This window comes from Janthinobacterium sp. UMAB-56 (genome assembly GCF_900095265.1).
Lineage (GTDB): Bacteria > Pseudomonadota > Gammaproteobacteria > Burkholderiales > Burkholderiaceae_D > Janthinobacterium.
Genome location: NZ_LT607652.1, coordinates 26035 through 46422, shown reverse-complemented (window position 1 = coordinate 46422; position 20388 = coordinate 26035). Strand labels below are relative to the sequence as shown.

Annotated in this window: 18 protein-coding genes; 10 read left to right on the top strand and 8 right to left on the bottom strand. The window is 60.0% G+C overall.

The window, feature by feature from the left end; genetic code table 11:
- Positions 1–25: 25 nt before the first annotated feature.
- A complete protein-coding gene (gene pepN / locus K0F85_RS03250; RefSeq protein WP_219114542.1) occupies positions 26–2680 on the bottom strand; it encodes an aminopeptidase N in 2655 nt (884 codons plus the stop codon).
- 196 nt (positions 2681–2876) lie between these two features.
- Here pepN and K0F85_RS03245 point away from each other — a divergent pair, with 196 nt between their 5' ends.
- Positions 2877–3506 carry a DUF4136 domain-containing protein gene (locus K0F85_RS03245; protein ID WP_219114541.1) on the top strand — a complete coding sequence of 210 codons (630 nt, stop codon included), beginning with the start codon at positions 2877–2879 and terminating at the stop codon, positions 3504–3506.
- A gap of 176 nt (positions 3507–3682) precedes the next feature.
- Here the strand turns inward: K0F85_RS03245 and K0F85_RS03240 are convergent, their stop codons facing one another.
- The 4 genes from K0F85_RS03240 to K0F85_RS03225 form a co-directional block, all read right to left on the bottom strand.
- Positions 3683–4672: a quinone oxidoreductase gene (locus tag K0F85_RS03240; protein ID WP_219114540.1), complete on the bottom strand. Its 990-nt coding sequence runs from the start codon at positions 4670–4672 to the stop codon at positions 3683–3685.
- A 23-nt stretch (positions 4673–4695) separates the two neighbouring features.
- The gene (locus K0F85_RS03235; RefSeq protein ID WP_219114539.1) at positions 4696–5085 is read right to left on the bottom strand and encodes a methylglyoxal synthase; all 390 of its coding nucleotides are present in this window, start codon (positions 5083–5085) and stop codon (positions 4696–4698) included.
- Between the two features lie 29 nt (positions 5086–5114).
- Complete coding sequence (locus K0F85_RS03230) at positions 5115–6035, bottom strand: DMT family transporter (protein WP_219114538.1); 921 nt, start codon at positions 6033–6035, stop codon at positions 5115–5117.
- A 93-nt stretch (positions 6036–6128) separates the two neighbouring features.
- A complete protein-coding gene (locus K0F85_RS03225; protein ID WP_257572493.1) occupies positions 6129–8612 on the bottom strand; it encodes an alkaline phosphatase in 2484 nt (827 codons plus the stop codon).
- A 143-nt stretch (positions 8613–8755) separates the two neighbouring features.
- On the opposite strand from K0F85_RS03225, the gene K0F85_RS03220 reads away from it, so the two are divergent.
- The 9 genes from K0F85_RS03220 to rng all read left to right on the top strand — a co-directional run bounded on the left by K0F85_RS03220 (position 8756) and on the right by rng (position 16781).
- The gene (locus K0F85_RS03220; protein WP_034786485.1) at positions 8756–9481 is read left to right on the top strand and encodes a YebC/PmpR family DNA-binding transcriptional regulator; all 726 of its coding nucleotides are present in this window, start codon (positions 8756–8758) and stop codon (positions 9479–9481) included.
- A gap of 71 nt (positions 9482–9552) precedes the next feature.
- Positions 9553–10821, top strand: coding sequence for a phosphoribosylamine--glycine ligase (gene purD, locus K0F85_RS03215; protein ID WP_219114537.1), 1269 nt, complete (start codon positions 9553–9555; stop codon positions 10819–10821).
- A 140-nt stretch (positions 10822–10961) separates the two neighbouring features.
- On the top strand, positions 10962–11756 hold the full coding sequence (locus K0F85_RS03210; protein WP_219114536.1) for a hypothetical protein: 795 nt from the start codon (positions 10962–10964) through the stop codon (positions 11754–11756).
- 116 nt (positions 11757–11872) lie between these two features.
- On the top strand, positions 11873–12787 hold the full coding sequence (gene hemF / locus K0F85_RS03205) for an oxygen-dependent coproporphyrinogen oxidase (protein WP_219114535.1): 915 nt from the start codon (positions 11873–11875) through the stop codon (positions 12785–12787).
- A complete protein-coding gene (nadD, locus tag K0F85_RS03200; RefSeq protein ID WP_219114534.1) occupies positions 12784–13479 on the top strand; it encodes a nicotinate-nucleotide adenylyltransferase in 696 nt (231 codons plus the stop codon). Before hemF ends, nadD begins: the two co-directional genes overlap by 4 nt.
- On the top strand, positions 13480–14169 hold the full coding sequence (gene rsfS, locus K0F85_RS03195; protein WP_219114533.1) for a ribosome silencing factor: 690 nt from the start codon (positions 13480–13482) through the stop codon (positions 14167–14169).
- A 6-nt stretch (positions 14170–14175) separates the two neighbouring features.
- Positions 14176–14646, top strand: a complete 471-nt coding sequence (gene rlmH / locus K0F85_RS03190) for a 23S rRNA (pseudouridine(1915)-N(3))-methyltransferase RlmH (RefSeq protein ID WP_034747108.1) — start codon at positions 14176–14178, stop codon at positions 14644–14646.
- Positions 14647–14653: 7 nt separating this feature from the next.
- Positions 14654–15274 carry a nucleoside triphosphate pyrophosphatase gene (locus tag K0F85_RS03185; protein WP_219114532.1) on the top strand — a complete coding sequence of 207 codons (621 nt, stop codon included), beginning with the start codon at positions 14654–14656 and terminating at the stop codon, positions 15272–15274.
- A gap of 43 nt (positions 15275–15317) precedes the next feature.
- Positions 15318–16781: a ribonuclease G gene (rng, locus tag K0F85_RS03180; RefSeq protein WP_010401074.1), complete on the top strand. Its 1464-nt coding sequence runs from the start codon at positions 15318–15320 to the stop codon at positions 16779–16781.
- A 59-nt stretch (positions 16782–16840) separates the two neighbouring features.
- Here the strand turns inward: rng and K0F85_RS03175 are convergent, their stop codons facing one another.
- The 3 genes from K0F85_RS03175 to K0F85_RS03165 are packed head-to-tail and all read right to left on the bottom strand — an operon-like array spanning position 16841 to position 20170.
- Positions 16841–17959, bottom strand: a complete 1119-nt coding sequence (locus K0F85_RS03175) for a hypothetical protein (RefSeq protein WP_219114531.1) — start codon at positions 17957–17959, stop codon at positions 16841–16843.
- Between the two features lies 1 nt (position 17960).
- Positions 17961–19790 carry a carbamoyltransferase gene (locus K0F85_RS03170; protein ID WP_219114530.1) on the bottom strand — a complete coding sequence of 610 codons (1830 nt, stop codon included), beginning with the start codon at positions 19788–19790 and terminating at the stop codon, positions 17961–17963.
- A gap of 11 nt (positions 19791–19801) precedes the next feature.
- A complete protein-coding gene (locus tag K0F85_RS03165; protein WP_219114529.1) occupies positions 19802–20170 on the bottom strand; it encodes an SxtJ family membrane protein in 369 nt (122 codons plus the stop codon).
- Positions 20171–20388: the final 218 nt, after the last annotated feature.

The window sequence follows — 20388 nt, the reverse complement described above, 5'->3', positions numbered from 1 at the left end:
TTTGTTTTGGTGATGATTTGCCGTGCTAGTTCGCTAAAGCCTTGCTGACCACTTCCATCACGTCATTCGACAGGCTGGCCTGGCCGGCGACTTTTTCCAGCGCGTCGCGCATCAGGCCTTGCAGCGCGGGCACGTATCGGCGCCAGCGGTCCATGGAGCGTGCCAGGCGGGCCGCCACCTGCGGGTTCAGGGCGTCGAGCGCGATGACTTGCTCGGCCCAGAAGGCGTAGCCGCTGCCGTCTGCCGCGTGGAACTGCGATGGATTGGCGTTGGTGAAATTGAAGATCAGGCTGCGCGCGCGGTTCGGATTTTTCAAGGTGAACGCCGGGTGCGTCATCAACTGGCGCACGGCCTGCACATCGGTCGCTGGCGCGGCCGCCTGCATGGCGAACCACTTGTCGACCACCAGCGCTTCGTTTTCGAAGTCGCTATAAAAACCGGCCAGTGCCGCCTGCGCATGTTGCGCGGAACCCGAATGTATCAGGGCGCCCAGGGCGGCCGCGCGGTCCGTCATGTTGCCAGCGCTGTCGAACTGCTGCTGCGCCAGCGTCATTGCTTGCGCGTCTGGCGCAATCAGCAAATAGGACAGGGCCAGGTTTTTCAAGGCGCGCTTGCCGGCCGACAGGGCGTCGGGGCTGTAGTCGCCTGGCGTCTGGTTGGCGTGGTACTGCGCCAGCAATTCAGGTTTCAAAGCTGCAGCAAGCGTGCGGCGCATGAACTGGCGCGCCGCATGGATTGCTTGCGGATCGACTTGCGCCATGCGCTCGGCAATGATGGTTTCCGATGGCAGGATCAGGGCCAGTTCGCGGAAGGCTGGATCGAGCGTGTCGTCGGCCAGCAGGGCGCGCTGCGCTTCGATGAAGGTGTCGTCCAGCGCCAGCGCTTCGCCGGCGGCGACGGCGCCGGTCAGTTTCAGCAGGCGCTCCATGGCCAGGCGCTGACCCGCTTCCCAGCGGTTGACGGGGTCGCTGTCGTGACGGAACAGGTGCAGCAGTTCGGCGTCGCTGTAGTCATACTCCAGCACCACGGGTGCGGAAAAGTCGCGCAGCAGCGAAGGCACGGGCAATTCCGCCACCTGCGTGAAGCGGAAAGTCTGCGAGGCTTGCGTCAGTTCCAGCACGACGCTGGTGGCGCCGTTGGCTGCCACGCCATCCACATGCAACGGCAGGTCGCTGCCGTCGGCCGCCAGCAAGCCGACGGTGACGGGGATGTGGAACGGCAGTTTTTTCGGCTGGCCCGGCGTGGCGGGGCAGCTTTGCGCCAAGGTCAGCTCGAACGTCTGGCTGGCGGCGTCATAGCGCGTGGAAGCGGTGACGATGGGCGTGCCGACCTGGCTGTACCAGCGCTCGAACTGGGTGAAGTCGCGGTCATTCGCATCCGCCATGGCGGCGCGGAAGTCGTCGCACTGCACGGCCTGGCCATCATGGCGCTCGAAGTACAGGTCCATGCCCTTGCGGAAACCGTCGCGGCCCACCAGGGTCTGATACATACGCACCACTTCGGCGCCTTTTTCGTAAATCGTGACCGTATAAAAGTTATTGATCTCGACGAAAGAATCGGGGCGCACGGGATGCGCCATCGGCCCGGCGTCTTCGGGGAACTGCGCCTGGCGCAGGGTGCGCACCTGGTCGATGCGCGTGACGGCGCGGCCCGTGTCCGTGCCGATCATGTCGGCCGAGAATTCCTGGTCGCGGAAGACCGTTAAGCCTTCCTTCAGCGACAGCTGGAACCAGTCGCGGCACGTGACGCGGTTGCCGGTCCAGTTATGGAAGTATTCATGACCCACCACCGCTTCGATGCCCGCGTAATCGACGTCGGTAGCCACGCGCGAGTTGGCCAGCACATACTTGGTATTGAAGATGTTCAAACCCTTGTTTTCCATGGCGCCCATGTTGAAATCGCCCACGGCGACGATCATGAAGCGGTCCAGGTCCAGTTCCAGGCCGAAGCGCTCCTCGTCCCAGCGAATCGAGTTTTTCAGCGACTGCATGGCGTAGTCGGTTTTATCCAGGTTGCCGTCTTCCACCCACACCTGCAGCAGCACTTCTCGGCCGGACTTCAGGGTGTAGCGTTCTTCCTGGCACACCAGGCGCGCCGCCACCAGGGCGAACAGGTAGGATGGTTTCTTGAACGGGTCTTCCCACTTGGCGTAATGGCGGCCGTCATCAAGGTCGCCCTCTTCGATCAGGTTGCCGTTCGATAGCAGCACCGGATATTTGTCCTTGTCGGCGCGCAGCATGACCGTGTATTTGGCCATCACGTCCGGGCGGTCCGGGAAGAAGGTGATGCGGCGGAAGCCCTCGGCCTCACACTGTGTGAAGAAATTATGGTTCGATACGTACAGGCCGGACAGCGAGGTGTTGTCTTGCGGCGCCAGCACGGTTTCGATATCGAGCAGCACCTCGTCCGGGGCCTTGGGGATGGTCAGCATGCTGGCCGTCAGCTTGTACTGTGACGGTTTCAGCAGCTTGCCATTCAGGCGCACCTGCACCAGTTCGATGTGCTCGCCGTGCAATTCGATGCTGCGGCTGCTGCTGGCCGGGTTGTGGCGCATACTGATCCTGCTCGCCACCACTGTGCGGGCGGGATCAAGATCGAAACCAAGTTCGACGCTGTCAACCAGAAAGCTGGGCGGCGTGTAATCTTTGCGGTAAATCGTCTGAGGGCTGTCTGTGCGCATAGGGAATGGGTGGGAGCGGAGGCAAAAGCCTATTTTACCAACACCAGCCCCCGATAGTCGCGATTCAGCTCAGGAATGTTGGATTCCCTTGCACGCCGACATGCCAGGTAACATTCTGTAATAATGAATAGAAACAAATGGAACTATTCTTATAATACTAAGCGATGAATTGCGTCTACTATCAGGAGGTCATGCAATGAAACGATATCTCACCATCATGATGGTCGCATTGACCGTGTTGCTGACTGGATGCGCCACCACCATACGCAGCGATGTGACCGTCTTCCATGAGTGGCCTGCGCAATTGCAGGACAAATCGTATGCCTTCGAGGCGCCAGCGGCGGAAAACGACACGCTGGAGTACCGCAGCTACCAGAACCTGGTACGCGCGGAACTGGCCAGGCACGGCTTCGGCGAAGCTTCCGGCCCTGCAGCCGCCAATTTGCGCGTGGCGATGCAATTTTCCACCGTCGACTATCCTGAGCGCGTGCTGCAAGCCACCGACCCATTCTGGTATGGCCCAGGCTACTGGCCTGGCCGCTACGGCTACCGCTACGGCGCATGGCCAGGCTATGGCCGCTTTGGCTACAACCCCTACTGGTATGGTCCGATGGACATGGAAGAAAGCGTGCGCCATAAATACGAACGCGAATTGCGCGTGACGATCAATGACCGCAACGGCAAGAAACTGTACGACGTGACTGTGCAATCGACCAGCAACAAGCGCGCCACGTCGCAGGTGATGCCGGCCATGGTGGCCAGCGCCTTTGCCGACTTCCCCGGCCAGAGCGGCGTGCCGCGCAAGGTTGAAGTCAAGGTGGAATAATTACGTGGCAACACCAAAAAACCGGCTTGTGCAGCGATGCGCAAGCCGGTTTTTTTTCACTCAAGAATAATACGCCTCGGCGGCAAAGGTCAGTACGCCGATCAGGGCCACGGCCAGCAACAGCACGATCAGCAGGCGGCCGAACTTCGGCGTGCCGTCGTTTTCGCTGCCGCCGCTCATGGCACGATGATGCTCGAGCCGGTCGTCTTGCGCCCTTCCAGGTCCGCGTGCGCCTGGGCGATATGGCTTAAACCGTAGCGCTGGTTGATCTTGATTTTGACTTCGCCGCTGCTGACGACGCCGAACAGCGAGGTGGCCATTTCTTCCAGGTTCGCGCGGTTGGAGGCATAGCTGAACAAGGCCGGGCGCGTGATGAAGAGCGAACCTCGCGAGGCCAGTTCACTGAGGGTGAAGGCCGGCACGGGACCGGACGCGTTGCCGAAGCTGACCATCATGCCCAGCGGGGCCAGGCAGTCGAGCGAGCCCGTAAACGTCTCCTTGCCGATGGAATCGTAGACCACAGAGACGCCCTTGCCGCCCGTGATCTCGCGCACGCGCTCAACGAAGTTTTCCGTGTTGTAGTTGATGACGTGGGCGGCGCCGTGGGCCTTGGCCAGCGCCGCCTTTTCATCGGAACCGGCCGTGCCGATCAGGTTCACGCCCAGCACCTTCGCCCACTGGCAAGCGATCAAGCCCACGCCGCCCGCGGCAGCGTGGAACAGGATGGTATCGCCCGCCTTCAGCGCCACCGTGCGGTGGAACAGGTATTGCACCGTCAAGCCTTGCAGCATCATGGCAGCCGCCGTATCGAAAGCGATGCGCTCTGGCAGCACCAGCAGCATGGCCGCCGGCAAGTTGCGCTGCTGCGCATACGCGCCATTGATGCGTGCCGCATACGCCACCCGGTCGCCCACTTTCACTTCGCTGACGCCCTCGCCCACCGCCTCGACGATGCCCGCGCCCTCGACGCCGAGGCCATTCGGCAGCGGCTGCGGGTACAGGCCCGTGCGGAAATACACGTCGATGAAATTGAGGCCGATGGCCTCATGCCTGACGCGTGCCTCGCCCGGGCCGGGCGGCGGCAGTTCCACGTCCACGTATTCCATCACTTCCGGGCCGCCCACGCGCTGTACGCGGATCGCCTTGGTGCTAATCGTTGCGCTCATGCTCATCTCCTCATTCAGGTGTATCAGGCGGCGGCGTTGGCCCGCGCCTGCAGCTGCGACAGCACCAGGTGCGCCGACGACAGATTCGTCGCGCACGCCACGTTGTGCACGTCGCAGGCGCGCACCAGGGCGTTGATGTCCGGCTCGTGCGGCTGTGGCGTCATCGGGTCGCGCAGAAAGATCACGCAATCGATCAAGCCTTCCACCAGCAGGGAGCCGATCTGCAAGTCGCCGCCGAACGGGCCGGAATGCTTGCGCTCGACGCTCAGGCCCAGTTCCGCGATCAGGCGGCCGCCCGTGGTACCCGTGGCCGACAGTTCGCAGCCTTTGAGAAAGTCCAGGTATTCGCCCGCCAGGGTAATCATGTCATCTTTTTTCTTGTCGTGGGCAATCAGGGCGATGCGTGTTTTCATGGTGAGGACCAATTCAGTGGGTGGAGGAATTATTTCTTTTTCGACAGCAAGTAAATACCGGCCAATACCAGGCTGGTGCCCGCCAGTTGCCAGTGGGTGATCGGTTCATCGAGGATCATGGCGCCCAGGAACAGGGTCGATACGGGGCCGATCATGCCGGCCTGCGAGGCGACCGGCGCGCCGATACGCTCGACGGCGATCATCGTCATGAAGACGGGCATCACCGTGCAAAAGATGCCATTCAATAACGACAAGCCATACACGGGCATGGGCTGTATCAGCAGCTCGACGGGACGCAAAATGAAAAACTGGGCGATGCAGGCAAAGCTGGCCACGCACATCGCGTAGGAAACGAGCCGCATCGAGCCGATGCGCTTCACCAGTTCGCCCGAGCCCAGCAGATACACGGCATACGAGCAGGCCGAGCCCAGCACCAGGGTGGAACCGAACGCCACATTGCTGGCACCGCCCTGCAAGTCGTGTACGAAGACCAGCACGATGCCGCAATACGAGGTGAGCAAGGCCAGCCACTGCAGGCGGCTGATGTTCTGCTTGAAGTACACGGTGGTAATGAGCAGCACGAAGGTGGGCGTAAGGAACAGGATCAGGCGCTCCAGGCCCACGGAAATGTATTGCAGCCCGAGAAAGTCCAGATAGCTGGACAGGTAATAGCCGACGAGACCCAGCCCGACCAGACGCCAGCGGTCGCTATTCGATAGCGGCGGCTCCGTGCGCATCTTCCACCAGGCGATGACGGCGAACACGGGCAGCGAAAAGATCATCCTGAAGGCGATCAGGGTGACGGCATCGATCTGGTAGCGGTACAGCAGCTTGGCGACGATGGCCTTGGTGGAAAACAGCACCGCCCCGCCCACGGCGATGGCCAGGCCACCGAGGTAGACGGAACGGGGAAGCGATGCAGGGGATGCTTGCGGGGAACTGGAGCTCATGCCCAGATTGTAAGGCAAAAGCTGGGGTCAGCCCCCCCGCAAACGACAGCGCAAGGCTCCAAGTTAGCGGCATTGAGGGTCTGACCGCATAAGTTACGCCACCACCACCGCCACCGCGCCCGCCGCCACCGTGGCCGTCGTCACGCGCGCAATCACGTTCGAAGGCGCCGCCGTGCCGATCAGTTTATTCACCTGCTTGAACTGCGCCACCAGCTTGCCTGGCGTCAAAGTGACCACCGTGTAGCCCTGCGCATCCGTGTTCAGGTGCTTGATCCACGGGTTGTTGCCCAGGCCGGACAATTGCTGCGCCAGGCCCAGCAGGGTTGCATTGAAGTCAGTGCTCGCTTTCAAGCCAGCCTGCACGGCAGAAACTGTCGTATCCAGTTGCGCTTCCGGCACGCCCTTGGCGGCCAGGGCGCCGCGCAGTTGCACGCGCAATTGCTCCAGCAGGCTGTCGACGCTAGGCGCCGCCTTGCCCATGGTGTAGTCGAGCAAGTTGATGTCGAGATTGAGCGTGCCCAGGCCCGTGACGGGTATGGCCAGCGGGTAGCTGACGAGAGTACCGATATCGCCCATGGCGCCGGCGGCCGACTTCAGGTAGCTGAAGAAGGAGTCCGAGCTGATGCCGGCCGACACCAGGTCCACCATGACAGGCGTGCCGCCGCCGGCCGCATCGAAGTCATCGCTGACCGTGCCGGCAAAGAAGGAATGGATATCGCCCGTGATGGCGACGACATTGCCGATGGCATTCGTCTTCAGGTGCGCCATCAGGTTCTTGCGCTCGCTATTGTAACCATCCCACTGGTCGCAATTGAGCAGGAAACGCGTGAAGAAGGGCGCCAGCGCCGCTTGTTGGCCGGAAGCGGCGACAAAGCTTGACGCTGCGCCCTTGGCCTGCACGTCTGGCTTGATCCAGCCGAAGGCGATCACTTGCGCGGCAGCGGCAGGCGAGCCGCTGTTAAAGGCGGCCACCGTGATGCCGGCCTGGGCCGCGCTCAAGCCGGCGCCCACGGCAGCGGCGCCCTGCGCGCTGGCATTCGCGGCCGCGCCGGCAATCGCCATGGCCGCTGCCTGCGCCACGCTCGTCGATGCGCCCGCCGTCGAGGCCGCGACGATGCTGGAGGCCAGCGGTACGCTGCCGCTCACCAAAGGCAGTGTGCTGGCGATAGCCTTGCCCAGGTTCGACATGGCGCTCAGCGCCAGCAGGGTGGCAATCGCATCCGTGCCATTCAAGCCCATGCGCAGCAGCGACACTTCATTGCCCCACAGCTTCCAGGTGGACGTGGCCGCCTTCATCTTGCTCTTCCACCAGTCGCGCTGGGTAGCGCCCAGCATGCCGACAGCGGCCAGCGGGTCGGCGCCAGCTTTCGTGGCGGCGGCCATTTTCTGCCCTTCCGCGCTGTCGAACAGCGCTTGCGGCACCAGATAGCGGCTGCCGATGCTGCCCAGCGGCTTGCCCGTGGACGGGTTGATGGTCGATTCGGCGATCGCGTGGTCGGCGCGGTACAGGCGCTCGTCCGTCATCACCAGCTGCATCAGCTTGCCAAACTGGAAATCGCGGTAGATCTGGATGTTCTGGAACGTCGTCGCGGCGGCGTCGAAGGTGACGTCGGCCGGCATGTATTCGAACCAGGCCTGGTTGGCGCTGCGGCGGCGGGCCGGCTGGTGCAAGTCGCTGCCGTCGGCGGCCACGATGCCTTCATAGGTGGACGCATCCTGCCAGGCGTCGTCCGTGAACTCGTGGTCGTCCCAGATGGCGATGAAGGCGAAGCGCTCATGCACGGCTTGCAGGCGCGCATCGGTGCGGTATTTTTTGTACAGGTAGCGGTAATCGGCCAATGTGGTGGCGTACTTGGCGCCGGACGCGCCGCTTTTATACGTGCCATCGGGCAACTTCAGCTGGTCGTGCCGGCTTTCCACGGCGCCGCTCTGGAAAGCCTCGCCCACCGTTTCATAGATGTAGTCGCCGAGGTGGACAATAAAATCGAGCGACTCGTTGGCGGCGATGTGCGACAGCGCGCCCCAGTGGTTGACGCTCCAGTCCTGGCACGTCAGATAGGCGAACTGCAGTTGCGACACGTCGGCCGTGGCGGCGGGTGCCGTCTTGAAGCGCCCCACGTTCGAGCGCACGTCGCCGGCGATGAACTGATAGAAATACACCTGGCCCGGCTGCAAGCCAGTCACCTTGTGGCGCAGGGTATTGTCGAAATCGGCCTTCAGGGGCAATTTCGCGTCGACGATGGGCGTACCGGCCAGGGCCGTATTGCCGCCCAGGGCGGACGAATTGTCGCTGGCGCTGACGATCAGGCGCACGGCCACGTCCGACTTGCTGGCTACGGCGGGCGCGACGGCGTCGAAACTGGCGGGCACGACGCGCGTCCACAGCATGGCGCTGTCGGCGCGCGGATCGCCCGAAGCCACGCTTTGCGGGAATTTCCAGTCGCTGCCCGACGCCAGCGGCACGCCAGGATCGCTGTAATCGGTACTGCCGCAGGCGGCCAGGCCGGCGGTCGCCACGGAAACCGTAATAAAGCCGCCCAATTTCAGAAATTGCCGCCTGTCCATTTGACTTGCCATGATGTCGCGCCCTCGATATGGTGAAAGCGCGTCACTTTAGCAACAGATTGTGTCATCCTGATGACGCGGCCATGCCGCTTGGCAGGGGGCCGATATGCTAAAATGTCGGCCACAATTGAACACCCGTCTAAGGAAGATTCGACATGGCAGGACATAGCAAATGGGCCAATATCAAGCATAAAAAGGCTGCCACCGATGCCAAGCGCGGCAAAATCTGGACGCGCCTGATCAAGGAAATCACGGTCGCTGCCCGCATGGGCGGCGCCGACGCCATCACCAATCCGCGCCTGCGCCTGGCGGTCGACAAGGCGGCTGACGCGAACATGCCGAAGGACAACGTCCAGCGCGCGATCAACCGCGGCAGCGGCGGCGTCGATGGCGCCAACTACGAAGAAGTGCGCTACGAAGGCTACGGCGTGGGCGGCGCAGCCGTCATCGTCGAATGCATGACCGACAACAAGGTGCGCACGGTGGCCGAAGTGCGCAACGCCTTCAACAAGAATGGCGGCAACATGGGCAACGAAGGCTCGGTCGCCTTCATGTTCCAGCATTGCGGCCAGCTGCTGTTCGCGCCGGGCACCGACGAAGACAAGCTGATGGAAGCGGCCCTGGAAGCGGGCGCCGACGACGTCATCGCCGATGAAGAAGGCGGCTTCGAAGTGGTCACCCCCGTGCACGATTTCGCCACCGTCAAGGAAGCACTGGAAGCGGCCGGCTTCAAGGCCGAAGTGGCCGAAGTCATCATGAAGCCGGCGACGGAAACCGTGTACGCGGGCGACGACGCCATCAAGATGCAAAAGCTGATCGATGCGCTGGAACTGCTGGACGATGTCCAGGAAGTGTTCACCAACGCACTAATTGAAAACTAAGTCGACAAGCAAGCAGTCCACCTCAAGGGCGGCACCGCCGCCCTGCAACCCACACTGAACGAACGGTCCCTATGAAAATTCTGGTAGTCGGCTCTGGCGGCCGCGAACACGCCCTGGCCTGGAAACTGGCCCAGTCCGAACGCATACAGATGGTGTATGTCGCGCCGGGCAACGGCGGCACCGCGCGCGATGCGCGCCTGGTCAATCTCGACATCAGCGACCCGCAATTGCTGGCCGACTTCGTTCAACAGGAACACATCGGCCTGACGGTCGTCGGTCCGGAAGTGCCGCTGGCCGCCGGTATCGTCAACCTGTTCCGTTCGCGCGGCCTGAAAATCTTCGGCCCGACGAAGGAAGCGGCGCAACTGGAATCGTCGAAAGATTTCGCCAAGGCCTTCATGCAGCGCCACGGCATCCCGACAGCCGCCTACCAGACCTTTTCCGACGTCGCCCCGGCGCACGCCTACGTCGACGCCATGGGCGCGCCTATCGTCATCAAGGCAGACGGCCTGGCCGCCGGCAAGGGCGTCGTCGTTGCCATGACCCTGGAAGAAGCACATCAGGCAGTCGACATGATGCTGTCTGACAACCAGTTCGGCGACGCCGGCGCGCGCATCGTCATCGAAGAATTCCTGGCCGGCGAAGAAGCGAGCTTCATCGTCATGTGCGACGGCAAGAACATCCTGCCGCTGGCCACCAGCCAGGACCATAAACGCCTGAAGGACCAAGACCAGGGCCCGAACACGGGCGGCATGGGCGCGTATTCGCCTGCGCCCATCGTCACGCCAGCCATGCATGCGCGCGTCATGCGCGAGATCATCGTGCCGACCATCCAGGGCATGGCCAAGGACGGCATCACGTTTACAGGCTTCCTGTACGCGGGTCTGATGATCGACGACAAGGGCACGCCGAAGACCCTGGAATTCAACTGCCGCATGGGCGACCCGGAAACGCAGCCCATCATGGCGCGCCTGAAAACCGACCTGGTCACCGTCATGGAACACGCCGTCAACGGCACGCTCGACGCCGTGGAACTGGAATGGGACCGCCGCACGGCCGTTGGCGTCGTCATGGCCGCCGCCGGCTACCCGGACGACCCTGTCAAAGGCACGTCCATCGGCGACATCCCGGCCGAAACGCCAGACGCCATCACCTTCCATGCGGGCACCCGCATCGAAGGCGAACGCCTGGTCACCAACGGCGGCCGCGTGCTGTGCGTGGTGGGCCTGGGCGACAGCATCAAGATGGCGCAGAAACAGGCGTATGAAACCGTTGAAAAAATTCATTTCGACGGCGCGCAGTACCGCCGCGACATCGGCTGGCGCGGCCTGAAGCACTAAGCACCAGGCACTAAGCACGCCCATTGATGGCAAAATGGAAGGGCCGGCGCAGAGATGATCTGCCCGGCCCTGTTTTCATCGGCGCGCCGGAAAAATAGGCCATGCGCTAAAATTTTGCCTTTCAGACACAGTTCCAGCCCATGACCAGCCACATTCCTCCTGCCCTCGGCGAACTGCGCCAACTTGGCCTGATCACCGCCATAGAGTTCGACGAGGCGATGGCCGAACTGGAAATCCTCGCCCTCGACGAGGAAGACGACATCGACATGCCACGACTTGCCGCCGGCGCAGGTCTGGCCGACACCCTGGCATGGCTGCTGCGCACCGACCTGCTGCCACAGGACGGCTTCCTGCGGCGCGTACAGGACCTGTCGCGGCAGCATGGCGGCGCGGACCTGCTCGAACGCCAGCGACTGGCCGCCGACGCGCTCAATCTGCTCAACCGCCAGGCCATCGACACCCTGTACGACGAAGACCTGATCAACCAGTGGCAGCGCGACGCCGCCCACGCCAGCTTGCCTGCGGATCGCCTGCTCGCCTCGCCGATTGCCGCCCTGCGCGAGATGCTGCGGCAAGGCACCGTGACGGCGCAGCAATTCGAGGTACTGCGCACGCGCCAGCATGGCTCGGAGCTGGGCCGCATCATCGTCGACGCCGCCGCGCGCCAGGCCCGCCAGGAGGGCCCCATCTACGCGCGCCCGGGAACGTGGGTGATGGCAGCCCTGCTACTGTTGCTAATGGCCTTTGCCGGCCGCGCCATCGTCTCCAGGCCGGCGCCCTCTGCCGCCGCAGTCCCCGTCGCTGAGCAGGGCGTCGAACGGCCCGACTTGCAACAGCGCGCCGCGCACGCCGTGGAGAGTGCGCGCTTGCCCGGCGCCGGCGCGGACCTGTCCATCACGGTGGTGCAGGACGCCGCCACGCCACCGGTGCGCTGAATCACAGCACAAACGCACGGCAGAAGCGCACAGCGCAAGCGCCGCCCTATCACAAAAACGCGTAACAGGGTACAATCCGTCCTTACTTTTTTATTTCGGCCTCGTCGGCCCACGCGATGTCGTCAACTCCCTCTCCTTCGGCCGTCAAGGCCTATTTGCTCGATTTGCAAAGCCGTATCGTGCAGGCGCTCGAAGCACAGGACGGCAAGCCCTTCCTGACCGATAGCTGGCAGCGCCCCGAAGGCGGCGGCGGCATTTCGCGGCTGATCGAGGAAGGCAATGTATTCGAGCGGGGCGGCGTGAATTTTTCGCACGTCACCGGCGCCGCATTGCCGCCTTCTGCAGCGGCCGCGCGCCCTGAGCTCGGCGGCAAGGCATGGGAAGCGATGGGCGTGTCGCTGGTGCTGCATCCGCGTAATCCGTATGCGCCCACGGTGCACATGAACGTGCGTTTTTTCAGCACCGTCAATGCCGGTGGCGAAGCCGTATGGTGGTTTGGCGGCGGCATGGACCTGACGCCATATTATGGCGACGCGGGCGACGTGAAGCACTTTCATCAGGTGTGCCATGATGCGCTGGCGCCGTTTGGCGACGAACTGCATCCGCAATTCAAGCAGTGGTGCGATGATTATTTCTACCTCAAGCACCGGCGCGAAGCGCGCGGCGCGGGCGGGATTTTCTTCGACGATTTCAATGCCCTGGGCTTTGACGACAGCTTTGCGATGTTGCGCAGCGCCGGCGACGCCTTCATACACGCCTATGTGCCGATCCTGGCGCGGCGCAAGGATACGCCCTACGGCGAACGCGAACGCGATTTCCAGTGCTACCGGCGCGGACGTTATGTCGAGTTCAACCTGGTCTTCGACCGTGGCACCCTGTTCGGCCTGCAGTCGGGCGGCCGCACCGAAGCGATCCTGATGTCGATGCCGCCCGTGGTCAAGTGGCGCTACGACTGGCACCCGGAAGCGGGCAGTCCCGAAGCGGCGTTGTATACTGACTTCCTCGTGCATCGCGACTGGCTGCAGGCGTGACGGCACCTGGCACGGCGGCTGGCGCAGCGGGCAGTACCCCATGCGTAGCGCTACTCGGTGGCAGCTACGATCCGGTGCATATGGGCCATGTCGCGCTGGGGACGCATTTTTCCAGCCTGCTGCACGCCGATGAACTGCGCGTAATTCCGGCCGGCGCGCCATGGCAAAAGAGTCAGCTGGGCGCCACCGGCCAGCAGCGCGCCGAAATGGCCAGCCTGGCGTTTTCCGGCCTGCCACTGCCGGTCGTGATCGACCGCCAGGAAATTGCGCGCAGTGAACATGGCCAGGCCAGCTATACCATCGATACCTTGCGCCAGGTACGCGCCGAGTTGGGAGCGCGCGCCTCCATCGTTTTTCTGATGGGTGCCGACCAGCTGCAGCGGCTCGCGACCTGGCGCGAATGGCAGCAATTATTTGAATACGCGCATATCTGCGTCGCGGCCCGCCCCGGCTTCGCGCTGAATGACACCGCAGTGCCGCAAATGGTCGCCGAAGAATTTTCGCGCCGCCTGGGGGCACTGGAAAGCATCCGCAACACGCCGCACGGTCTGACTTATCTGGCACAGGACTTCGCGGTGGATATCTCCGCCACCGAAATACGTGCGGCATTACAACGGGGGAATCGGGCAAACTCGCTTGTTTCCCCGCTAGTGCTAGACTATATTGAACAACATAATTTATACAAAAGCTAAATGGACATCAAAAAACTGCAAACCCTCGTCGTTGACGCCCTTGAAGACGTCAAAGGCCAAGACATCGCTGTCTTCGAAACGAGTCACCTGACCAGCCTGTTCGACCGCATCGCGATCGTTTCCGGCACCTCGAACCGTCAAACCAAGGCGCTGGCTGCCTCGGTGCGCAACAAGGTCAAGGACGCCGGCGGCGACATCATCGGCATGGAAGGCGAGGACACCGGTGAATGGGTGCTGGTCGATCTGGGCGACATGATCGTCCACATCATGCAAGCACCTATCCGCGCCTACTACCGCCTGGAAGAAATCTGGGGCGACACCCCGGTCAAGCTGGGTGCCGCCAAGCGCGCGCCGAAAAAAGCCGCCGGCGACGAGCCGAAGAAGGTCAGCGGCCATCTGGCAGCGAGCAAGGCCAATGTGGAAGCGACGCCCGTGATCGAGAAAAAGACGCCGGCCAAGAAAGCCACGGCCAGCACCGCCGCCAAGAAAGCCCCGGCGAAAAAAGCCACCGCTTCCAAAGCCGTCGGCAAGACCGTGAAAGTCGCGCCAACCAAGACCGAAGCGGCTGCCGTCAAAGCCTTGAAAGCGCTGCCAGAGAAAAAAGTACGCGCCCCACGCGCGGCCAAGCCGGCAGCCGATGCTGCACCGGAAAAAACCGTGATCAAGCGTATCAAAAAAGTCGAAGCGTAAGCCTCGATGCAGCTCATCATCGCTGCGGTCGGCCATAAAATGCCGGCCTGGATCGAGACGGGCTTCGCGGAATACGCGAAGCGCATGCCGCCGGAATTGCGCATCGTGCTGAAAGAAATCAAGCCGGTGGAGCGTTCCGGCAGCAAGACCGCCGCGACGGCGATGGCGCTGGAACGCGAACGCATCGAAGCCGTCCTGCCCAAGGGCGTGCGCATCATCGCCCTCGACGAACGCGGCAAGGACCTGACCAGCGTCGGCCTGTCGCAGCAATTGATGGCGTGGCAGCAGGATGGCCGCGACACCGCTTTCCTGATCGGCGGCGCCGACGGCCTCGATCCGCAACTCAAGGCACGTGCCGAAGGCATGCTGCGCATTTCCAGCATGACCCTGCCGCACGGCGTGGTGCGCGTGATCCTCGCCGAGCAGCTCTATCGCGCCTGGTCGATCACGCAAAACCACCCTTATCACCGCGTCTGAACTCCACATGAAAACGGCTGATCACAAGATCTACCTTGCTTCCAAAAGTCCGCGCCGGCGCGAACTGCTGCGCCAGATCGGCATCGATTTCGAATTGCTGCTGCTGCGCAGCGACGGCCCGCGTGGCGCCGACGTCACCGAGGAAGTACTCGCCGGCGAGTCGGCGCTCGACTATGTCGCCCGCGTATCGAATGAAAAAGCCGCCTTCGCCTGGGATCTGGTGCGTCGCCGCCACCTGACCCCGCGTCCCGTGCTGGCGGCCGATACCACCGTCACCATCGACGGCGTCATCCTCGGCAAACCGGCCGACCGGGCTGAAGCCGTGGCAATGCTGCAGCAACTGTCGGGCCGCACGCACGAGGTGCTCACCTCGATTGCCGTGCACTACAAGAACTTCGCGGAACAGCGCACACAAGTGTCGCAAGTGCGCTTCGGCGTGCTCTCGCCCGCCTCCATCGCCGCCTACTGTGCCACGCCCGAGCCCTACGACAAGGCCGGCGGCTACGGCATCCAGGGTAGCGCCGCGCTGTTCGTCGAGCATATCGAAGGCAGCCATTCCGGCATCATGGGCCTGCCTCTGTACGAAACTGCACAGTTGCTGAGGCTAGCAGGTTTTCCCCTGCCCTGATCCCGGGTATGATGTCATTCGTTGCCTCCACTCCCGCGCCTCCATGAACGAAGACATCCTGATCAATATCACGCCGCAAGAAACGCGCGTCGCCCTCATCCTGCAGGGCGCCGTGCAGGAATTGCACATCGAGCGCACGCTCACGCGCGGCCTGGCTGGCAATGTGTATTCCGGCAAAGTGGTACGGGTGTTGCCGGGCATGCAGTCGGCCTTCATCGACATCGGCCTGGAGCGCGCCGCCTTCTTGCACGTGGCCGACATCTGGGAAGCGCGCGGCCACGACGGCCAGAACACCACGCCCGCTCCCATCGAAAAAATCCTCTTCGATGGCCAGGTGCTGACGGTGCAGGTGATCAAGGACCCTATCGGCACCAAGGGGGCCCGCCTGTCGACGCAGATTTCCATCGCCGGGCGCATGCTGGTGTACCTGCCGCAAGACAAGCACATCGGCATTTCGCAGAAAATCGAAAAGGAAGCGGAGCGCGAACAGCTGCGCGTGCGCCTGCAAAGCCTGCTGCCCCCCGATGAAAAGGGTGGTTATATCGTGCGCACCATGGCTGAAGACGCATCCGACGCGGATCTGAAGGCGGACGTCGACTACCTGCGCAAGACCTGGAGCACGATCACCCACGGCGCGCGCACGCGTCCCGCCACCAGCCTGCTGCATCAGGACTTGAGCCTGGCGCAGCGCGTGCTGCGCGACTTCGTCGGCGATGAAACGGCCACCATTCAGGTCGACTCGCGCGAAAACTATGTGAAATTGCGCGAATTCGCGGAAATCTACACGCCCAGCGAACTGACACGCCTGCAGCACTACACGGGCGAGCGCCCACTGTTCGATTTATATGGCGTAGAAGAAGAAATCTTGCGCGCGCTGGGCCGCAGGGTCGACCTGAAATCGGGCGGCTACCTGATCGTCGACCAGACCGAGGCAATGACCACCATCGACGTCAACACCGGTGGCTTTGTCGGCGGGCGCAATTTCGCCGACACGATTTTCAAGACCAACCTGGAAGCGGCGCACGCCATCGCGCGCCAGCTGCGCCTGCGCAACCTGGGCGGCATCATCATCCTCGACTTCATCGACATGGACAATGCCGAGCACCGCAACGCCGTGCTGGCCGAACTGAAACGCACCCTGTCGCGCGACCGCACCAAGGTTTCAGTGAGCAATTTCTCGCCGCTGGGCCTGGTGGAAATGACGCGCAAGCGCACGCGCGAATCGCTGGCCCACATCCTGTGCGAACCATGCCCCGCCTGCGCCGGCAAGGGACAAGTCAAGACCTCGCGCACGATCTGCTATGAAATCCTGCGCGAACTGCTGCGCGAAGCCAAGCAATTCAACCCGCGCGAATTCCGCATCCTGGCCTCGCAGGAAGTGGTCGATCTGTTTTTAGAGGAAGAGTCGCAGCACCTGGCCATGCTCGGTGACTTCATCGGCAAAAAAATCTCGTTGCAGGTGGAGAACGCCTATCACCAGGAGCAGTACGACGTGATACTTATGTGACTATCCAAGACAAGGAAAATTCAGCCAAAAACGCATAAACCGATGACGCCAAAACAATACTAAAGTGTTAAGCCGATATATCCGGTGGATTGGGTGTGCTGGGGGAAGCGTGTCGCCACTTGGCTTTTGTTGCCCCAGATGTGGTCAAAAATTTTCTCTGAAATAAGCCTGTTTCCTTCCTTTGAGAGATGTCCTCCCATATCTAGAAAGTAAGTTTTATCAGCTGGTAGTGCACGGGATAGATCGATAAACTCCGGAATATCGAGCTTGGTCAACTCTTCATGGTAGTGACTAAATACTTTTCGCATTGATATATAATCTGCTGTATTGGCAGCATTTAAAATATTGTCGACATTGACATTGGCGTCATAAGGACTTGGAAGATTAATTATATAAAAAGGGACCCCATTTTTACGAGCGAATGTAACCGCATTTTCTATAGAAAGTATGGAGTTTCGGACGGCTAGTTCCAAACTTTCACTGGAGGCACAAGGCATAATTTTCTCGTTTGAGAGCTTGCCGATAAGCTTGTCAGTTAGATATAAAAAAATGTTTGACTGCAGACTTGCCGGTATGTACGTCCTCGGAATTGGCTGGCAATCATTGTATAACTGGTAGTTTACGCCAGCGAGAATGAAAAAATCTGGTTTTCCGTTTCTCTTCTGCAAATCGTACCAGCGCAATATATTATCAGGGACGGGTTGGGCTAAACCTGCATAATTATAAATTTGAGTATGATTCAATGCTCGCTCTAGATGTGCGGCAATAGTCTGATTATCGGCGACACCGTATCCGAATGCAGTTGATGAGCCGAGCAGGAAGCCAACGTAATTCACCTTCTCTGGAGGTGCCTGACCGTTGTAGCGCAGACCATCTGCAGTTACATTAATACTTTTTGAATGATATTCGGAAACAATGTTCCGAATTCCTGGTTCATTCCGAAAGGGAAAGCCTGAGGCCGGAATTATAACTTCCTGGGATTCATTGAGTTCCATCGGCCCAGAATTTTTAATCTCGGAAATTACGCTGCCAATTTTTTTTTGGGCGACTGTCGCTACTGGATAAATTATATCGAAAAGCCCATCGACTAAACAGATAACGATGAAAACCTGAAATAATCTAATTAGATATGGACGGAGTTTTGACTGGAATTGCGAGGAATTTGATTTCTCACTCATGTTAATCCATTTCGAAACGGGAGGCATAATTCGTAGATAACGTGTGATCCTGTTCTACTTTGCGCATCACGAAGTTCCCAACAACTAAGCGATCCATATCAGTAGCCATAAAACAGTCGAATGCATCTTTCGGTGTGCAAACAATCGGTTCATTCCGTACATTAAAGCTGGTATTGATTAACACAGGGCAGCCAGTATGTCTTTCGAATGCCTTTAGAAGTGCGTGATAACGGGGGCTCTGTTCGGCGTGAACAGTCTGCACACGGGCAGAAAAATCTGTGTGCGTCACTGCAGGAATGACGGAACGTACCAGATGTTGGTCTTTTAATGCGTGATGTTCCGCTGCATGCTGCGCCGATATTTTTCGATGTTTTTCCGCTACCGTAGAAACGGTCAGCATGTATGGAGAGGCCGGTGCGCTCATATCGAACCAGTCTGTTGCTGCCTCTGCTAAAACTGATGGAGCAAAGGGCCGAAAACTCTCTCGGAATTTAATCTTGAGATTGAGTTTCTTCTGCATATCGGATCTGCGTGGATCCCCCAGGATAGAGCGATTGCCGAGGGCACGAGGACCAAACTCCATTCGTCCTTGAAACCAGCCAACCACTTCGCCAGCTGCCAGCGCCTGAGCTGTCTCATCAAATAATACCTCATTCGGGACAATAGTGAAACGCGCCCCGACTGCCGATAGCGCAGCGTCGATCTGGCTGGGTGAGAATTCTGGACCCAGTGCGCTAGCGTTCATCGCATCTGGAAAAGTCACCTGGCGCGGCGCCTTGACATGGAGATGGTAGGCAGCAAGTGCGGCACCAAGTGCTCCACCAGCATCGCCGGCAGCGGGTTGAATCCAAATATTCTCGAATGCACCATCAGCGGCGATCTTGCCATTGGCTACGCAGTTAAGCGCTACTCCTCCAGCCAGACAGAGATTCTTCTGGCCGGTTTCTTGTGCCAGTGCCCTAGTCATGCGAAGAATGATGTCTTCCGTTACTTCCTGGATCGAAGCTGCTATGTCGGCATAAAAGTCTTCGAGCGGGCTCTCCGGTAATCGAGGTGGACGACCGAATAGCTTATGGAAGCGGGAATTTGTCATGCTCAACCCGGTGCAGTAGTTGAAGTATTTCTGATTCAATCGGAAGCTGCCATCTTCCTTTACATCAATTAGGTGTTCGCGAATGATTCTGCTAAATCGTGGTTTCCCGTAGGGGGCGAGGCCCATTAGCTTGTATTCACCAGAATTTACTCGGAAACCTGAATAGGTAGTAAATGCGGAATACAGAAGTCCAAGCGAATGGGGAAAGACTAGATCGCGGATGATTTTCAGTTCCGAGCCATGACCGATTGCCACCGATGTGGTCGCCCATTCTCCCACGCCGTCCATGGTCAGCACCACTGCCTCATCAAAGGGCGAGGGATAAAAGGCGGAGGCTGCATGGCTTAGATGATGTTCTGAAAATAGCAACTCATCAGAAGTAAATCGGCCGGGTGCAAGGGCGTTCAGTTCCTTTGTGAGCAATGATCGCTGAAACAGTTTCTCCTTCGCCCAGACCGGTAAGCCGGCACGGAAGGAGGCGTACCCCTTCGGGGCAAAGCTGAGATATGTTTCTAGAAGGCGCTCGAACTTGAGGAGGGGTTTATCATAAAAGACGACGTGATCGATCGCAGAGCCTTGTGCTGCTTCAAGACAGAAACGAGTTGCGGTGCGAGGGAAATCTGAATCCTGCTTTTTTCGAGTGAAACGTTCTTCCTGTGCGGCTGCCACAACGATACCATCACGGATTAAGGCGGCGGCGCTATCGTGATAGTATGCGGAGATACCGAGAATTTGCATTGAATGTATGCTTAATATGGGTGGTTGAAGTTCGTGTCGCCCGAAGTGCGCTCGGTCCAGTATGTTTGCGTCTTTGAATCAAATTGCAGTTTTAGCTGTCTGCGACCACACAGACGCAACAGTGCTGCCCCTGGAGTAAGAAAGAAAAAATAAATCACGAAAAGCGCAACGTTGCTGGTTGCTGCATGTAATTTTTTTCCAAAATATGTCCATAATCTGTTTGGTCGATCAAGAAGACCCGGCGCAGCAAGGGCGATCAGTGCGAGCAGCACTGCAACAACCGCTGGCGGCACATGCACGGTTTCTCCGTGCAGCAAAGGCCGGAGAGAGAGAGAGCCGATGATGAGGCACCAAACTAAACCAAAAACTCTGTTACTCACGTTTATTCCTCTTTACAGTTTTCATATCTCAGTCGGCGGAGGCTGAAGTTGCATGCATTGCAATTCAGACCGGATTCACTAAGAGCCTTTCAGGTGGCTAGAACGCCTGCGCCAAACTTGCACTTGCACTTGCAGCGTGAAGCACTCGGCGCACTGTGCCAACTGTCTTTGCGCCTGCTGCGTCATGACAGCGTTGGTGATACCGCATCAGATTGGGG

Bases quoted from the DNA above. Each gene is read 5' to 3' on its own strand.
- pepN (WP_219114542.1), bottom strand. From the start codon at position 2,680: ATGCGCACAGACAGCCCTCAGACGATTTACCGCAAAGATTACACGCCG.
- K0F85_RS03245 (WP_219114541.1), top strand. From the start codon at position 2,877: ATGAAACGATATCTCACCATCATGATGGTCGCATTGACCGTGTTGCTG.
- K0F85_RS03240 (WP_219114540.1), bottom strand. From the start codon at position 4,672: ATGAGCGCAACGATTAGCACCAAGGCGATCCGCGTACAGCGCGTGGGC.
- K0F85_RS03235 (WP_219114539.1), bottom strand. From the start codon at position 5,085: ATGAAAACACGCATCGCCCTGATTGCCCACGACAAGAAAAAAGATGAC.
- K0F85_RS03230 (WP_219114538.1), bottom strand. From the start codon at position 6,035: ATGAGCTCCAGTTCCCCGCAAGCATCCCCTGCATCGCTTCCCCGTTCC.
- K0F85_RS03225 (WP_257572493.1), bottom strand. From the start codon at position 8,612: ATGGCAAGTCAAATGGACAGGCGGCAATTTCTGAAATTGGGCGGCTTT.
- K0F85_RS03220 (WP_034786485.1), top strand. From the start codon at position 8,756: ATGGCAGGACATAGCAAATGGGCCAATATCAAGCATAAAAAGGCTGCC.
- purD (WP_219114537.1), top strand. From the start codon at position 9,553: ATGAAAATTCTGGTAGTCGGCTCTGGCGGCCGCGAACACGCCCTGGCC.
- K0F85_RS03210 (WP_219114536.1), top strand. From the start codon at position 10,962: ATGACCAGCCACATTCCTCCTGCCCTCGGCGAACTGCGCCAACTTGGC.
- hemF (WP_219114535.1), top strand. From the start codon at position 11,873: ATGTCGTCAACTCCCTCTCCTTCGGCCGTCAAGGCCTATTTGCTCGAT.
- rsfS (WP_219114533.1), top strand. From the start codon at position 13,480: ATGGACATCAAAAAACTGCAAACCCTCGTCGTTGACGCCCTTGAAGAC.
- rlmH (WP_034747108.1), top strand. From the start codon at position 14,176: ATGCAGCTCATCATCGCTGCGGTCGGCCATAAAATGCCGGCCTGGATC.
- K0F85_RS03185 (WP_219114532.1), top strand. From the start codon at position 14,654: ATGAAAACGGCTGATCACAAGATCTACCTTGCTTCCAAAAGTCCGCGC.
- rng (WP_010401074.1), top strand. From the start codon at position 15,318: ATGAACGAAGACATCCTGATCAATATCACGCCGCAAGAAACGCGCGTC.
- K0F85_RS03175 (WP_219114531.1), bottom strand. From the start codon at position 17,959: ATGAGTGAGAAATCAAATTCCTCGCAATTCCAGTCAAAACTCCGTCCA.
- K0F85_RS03170 (WP_219114530.1), bottom strand. From the start codon at position 19,790: ATGCAAATTCTCGGTATCTCCGCATACTATCACGATAGCGCCGCCGCC.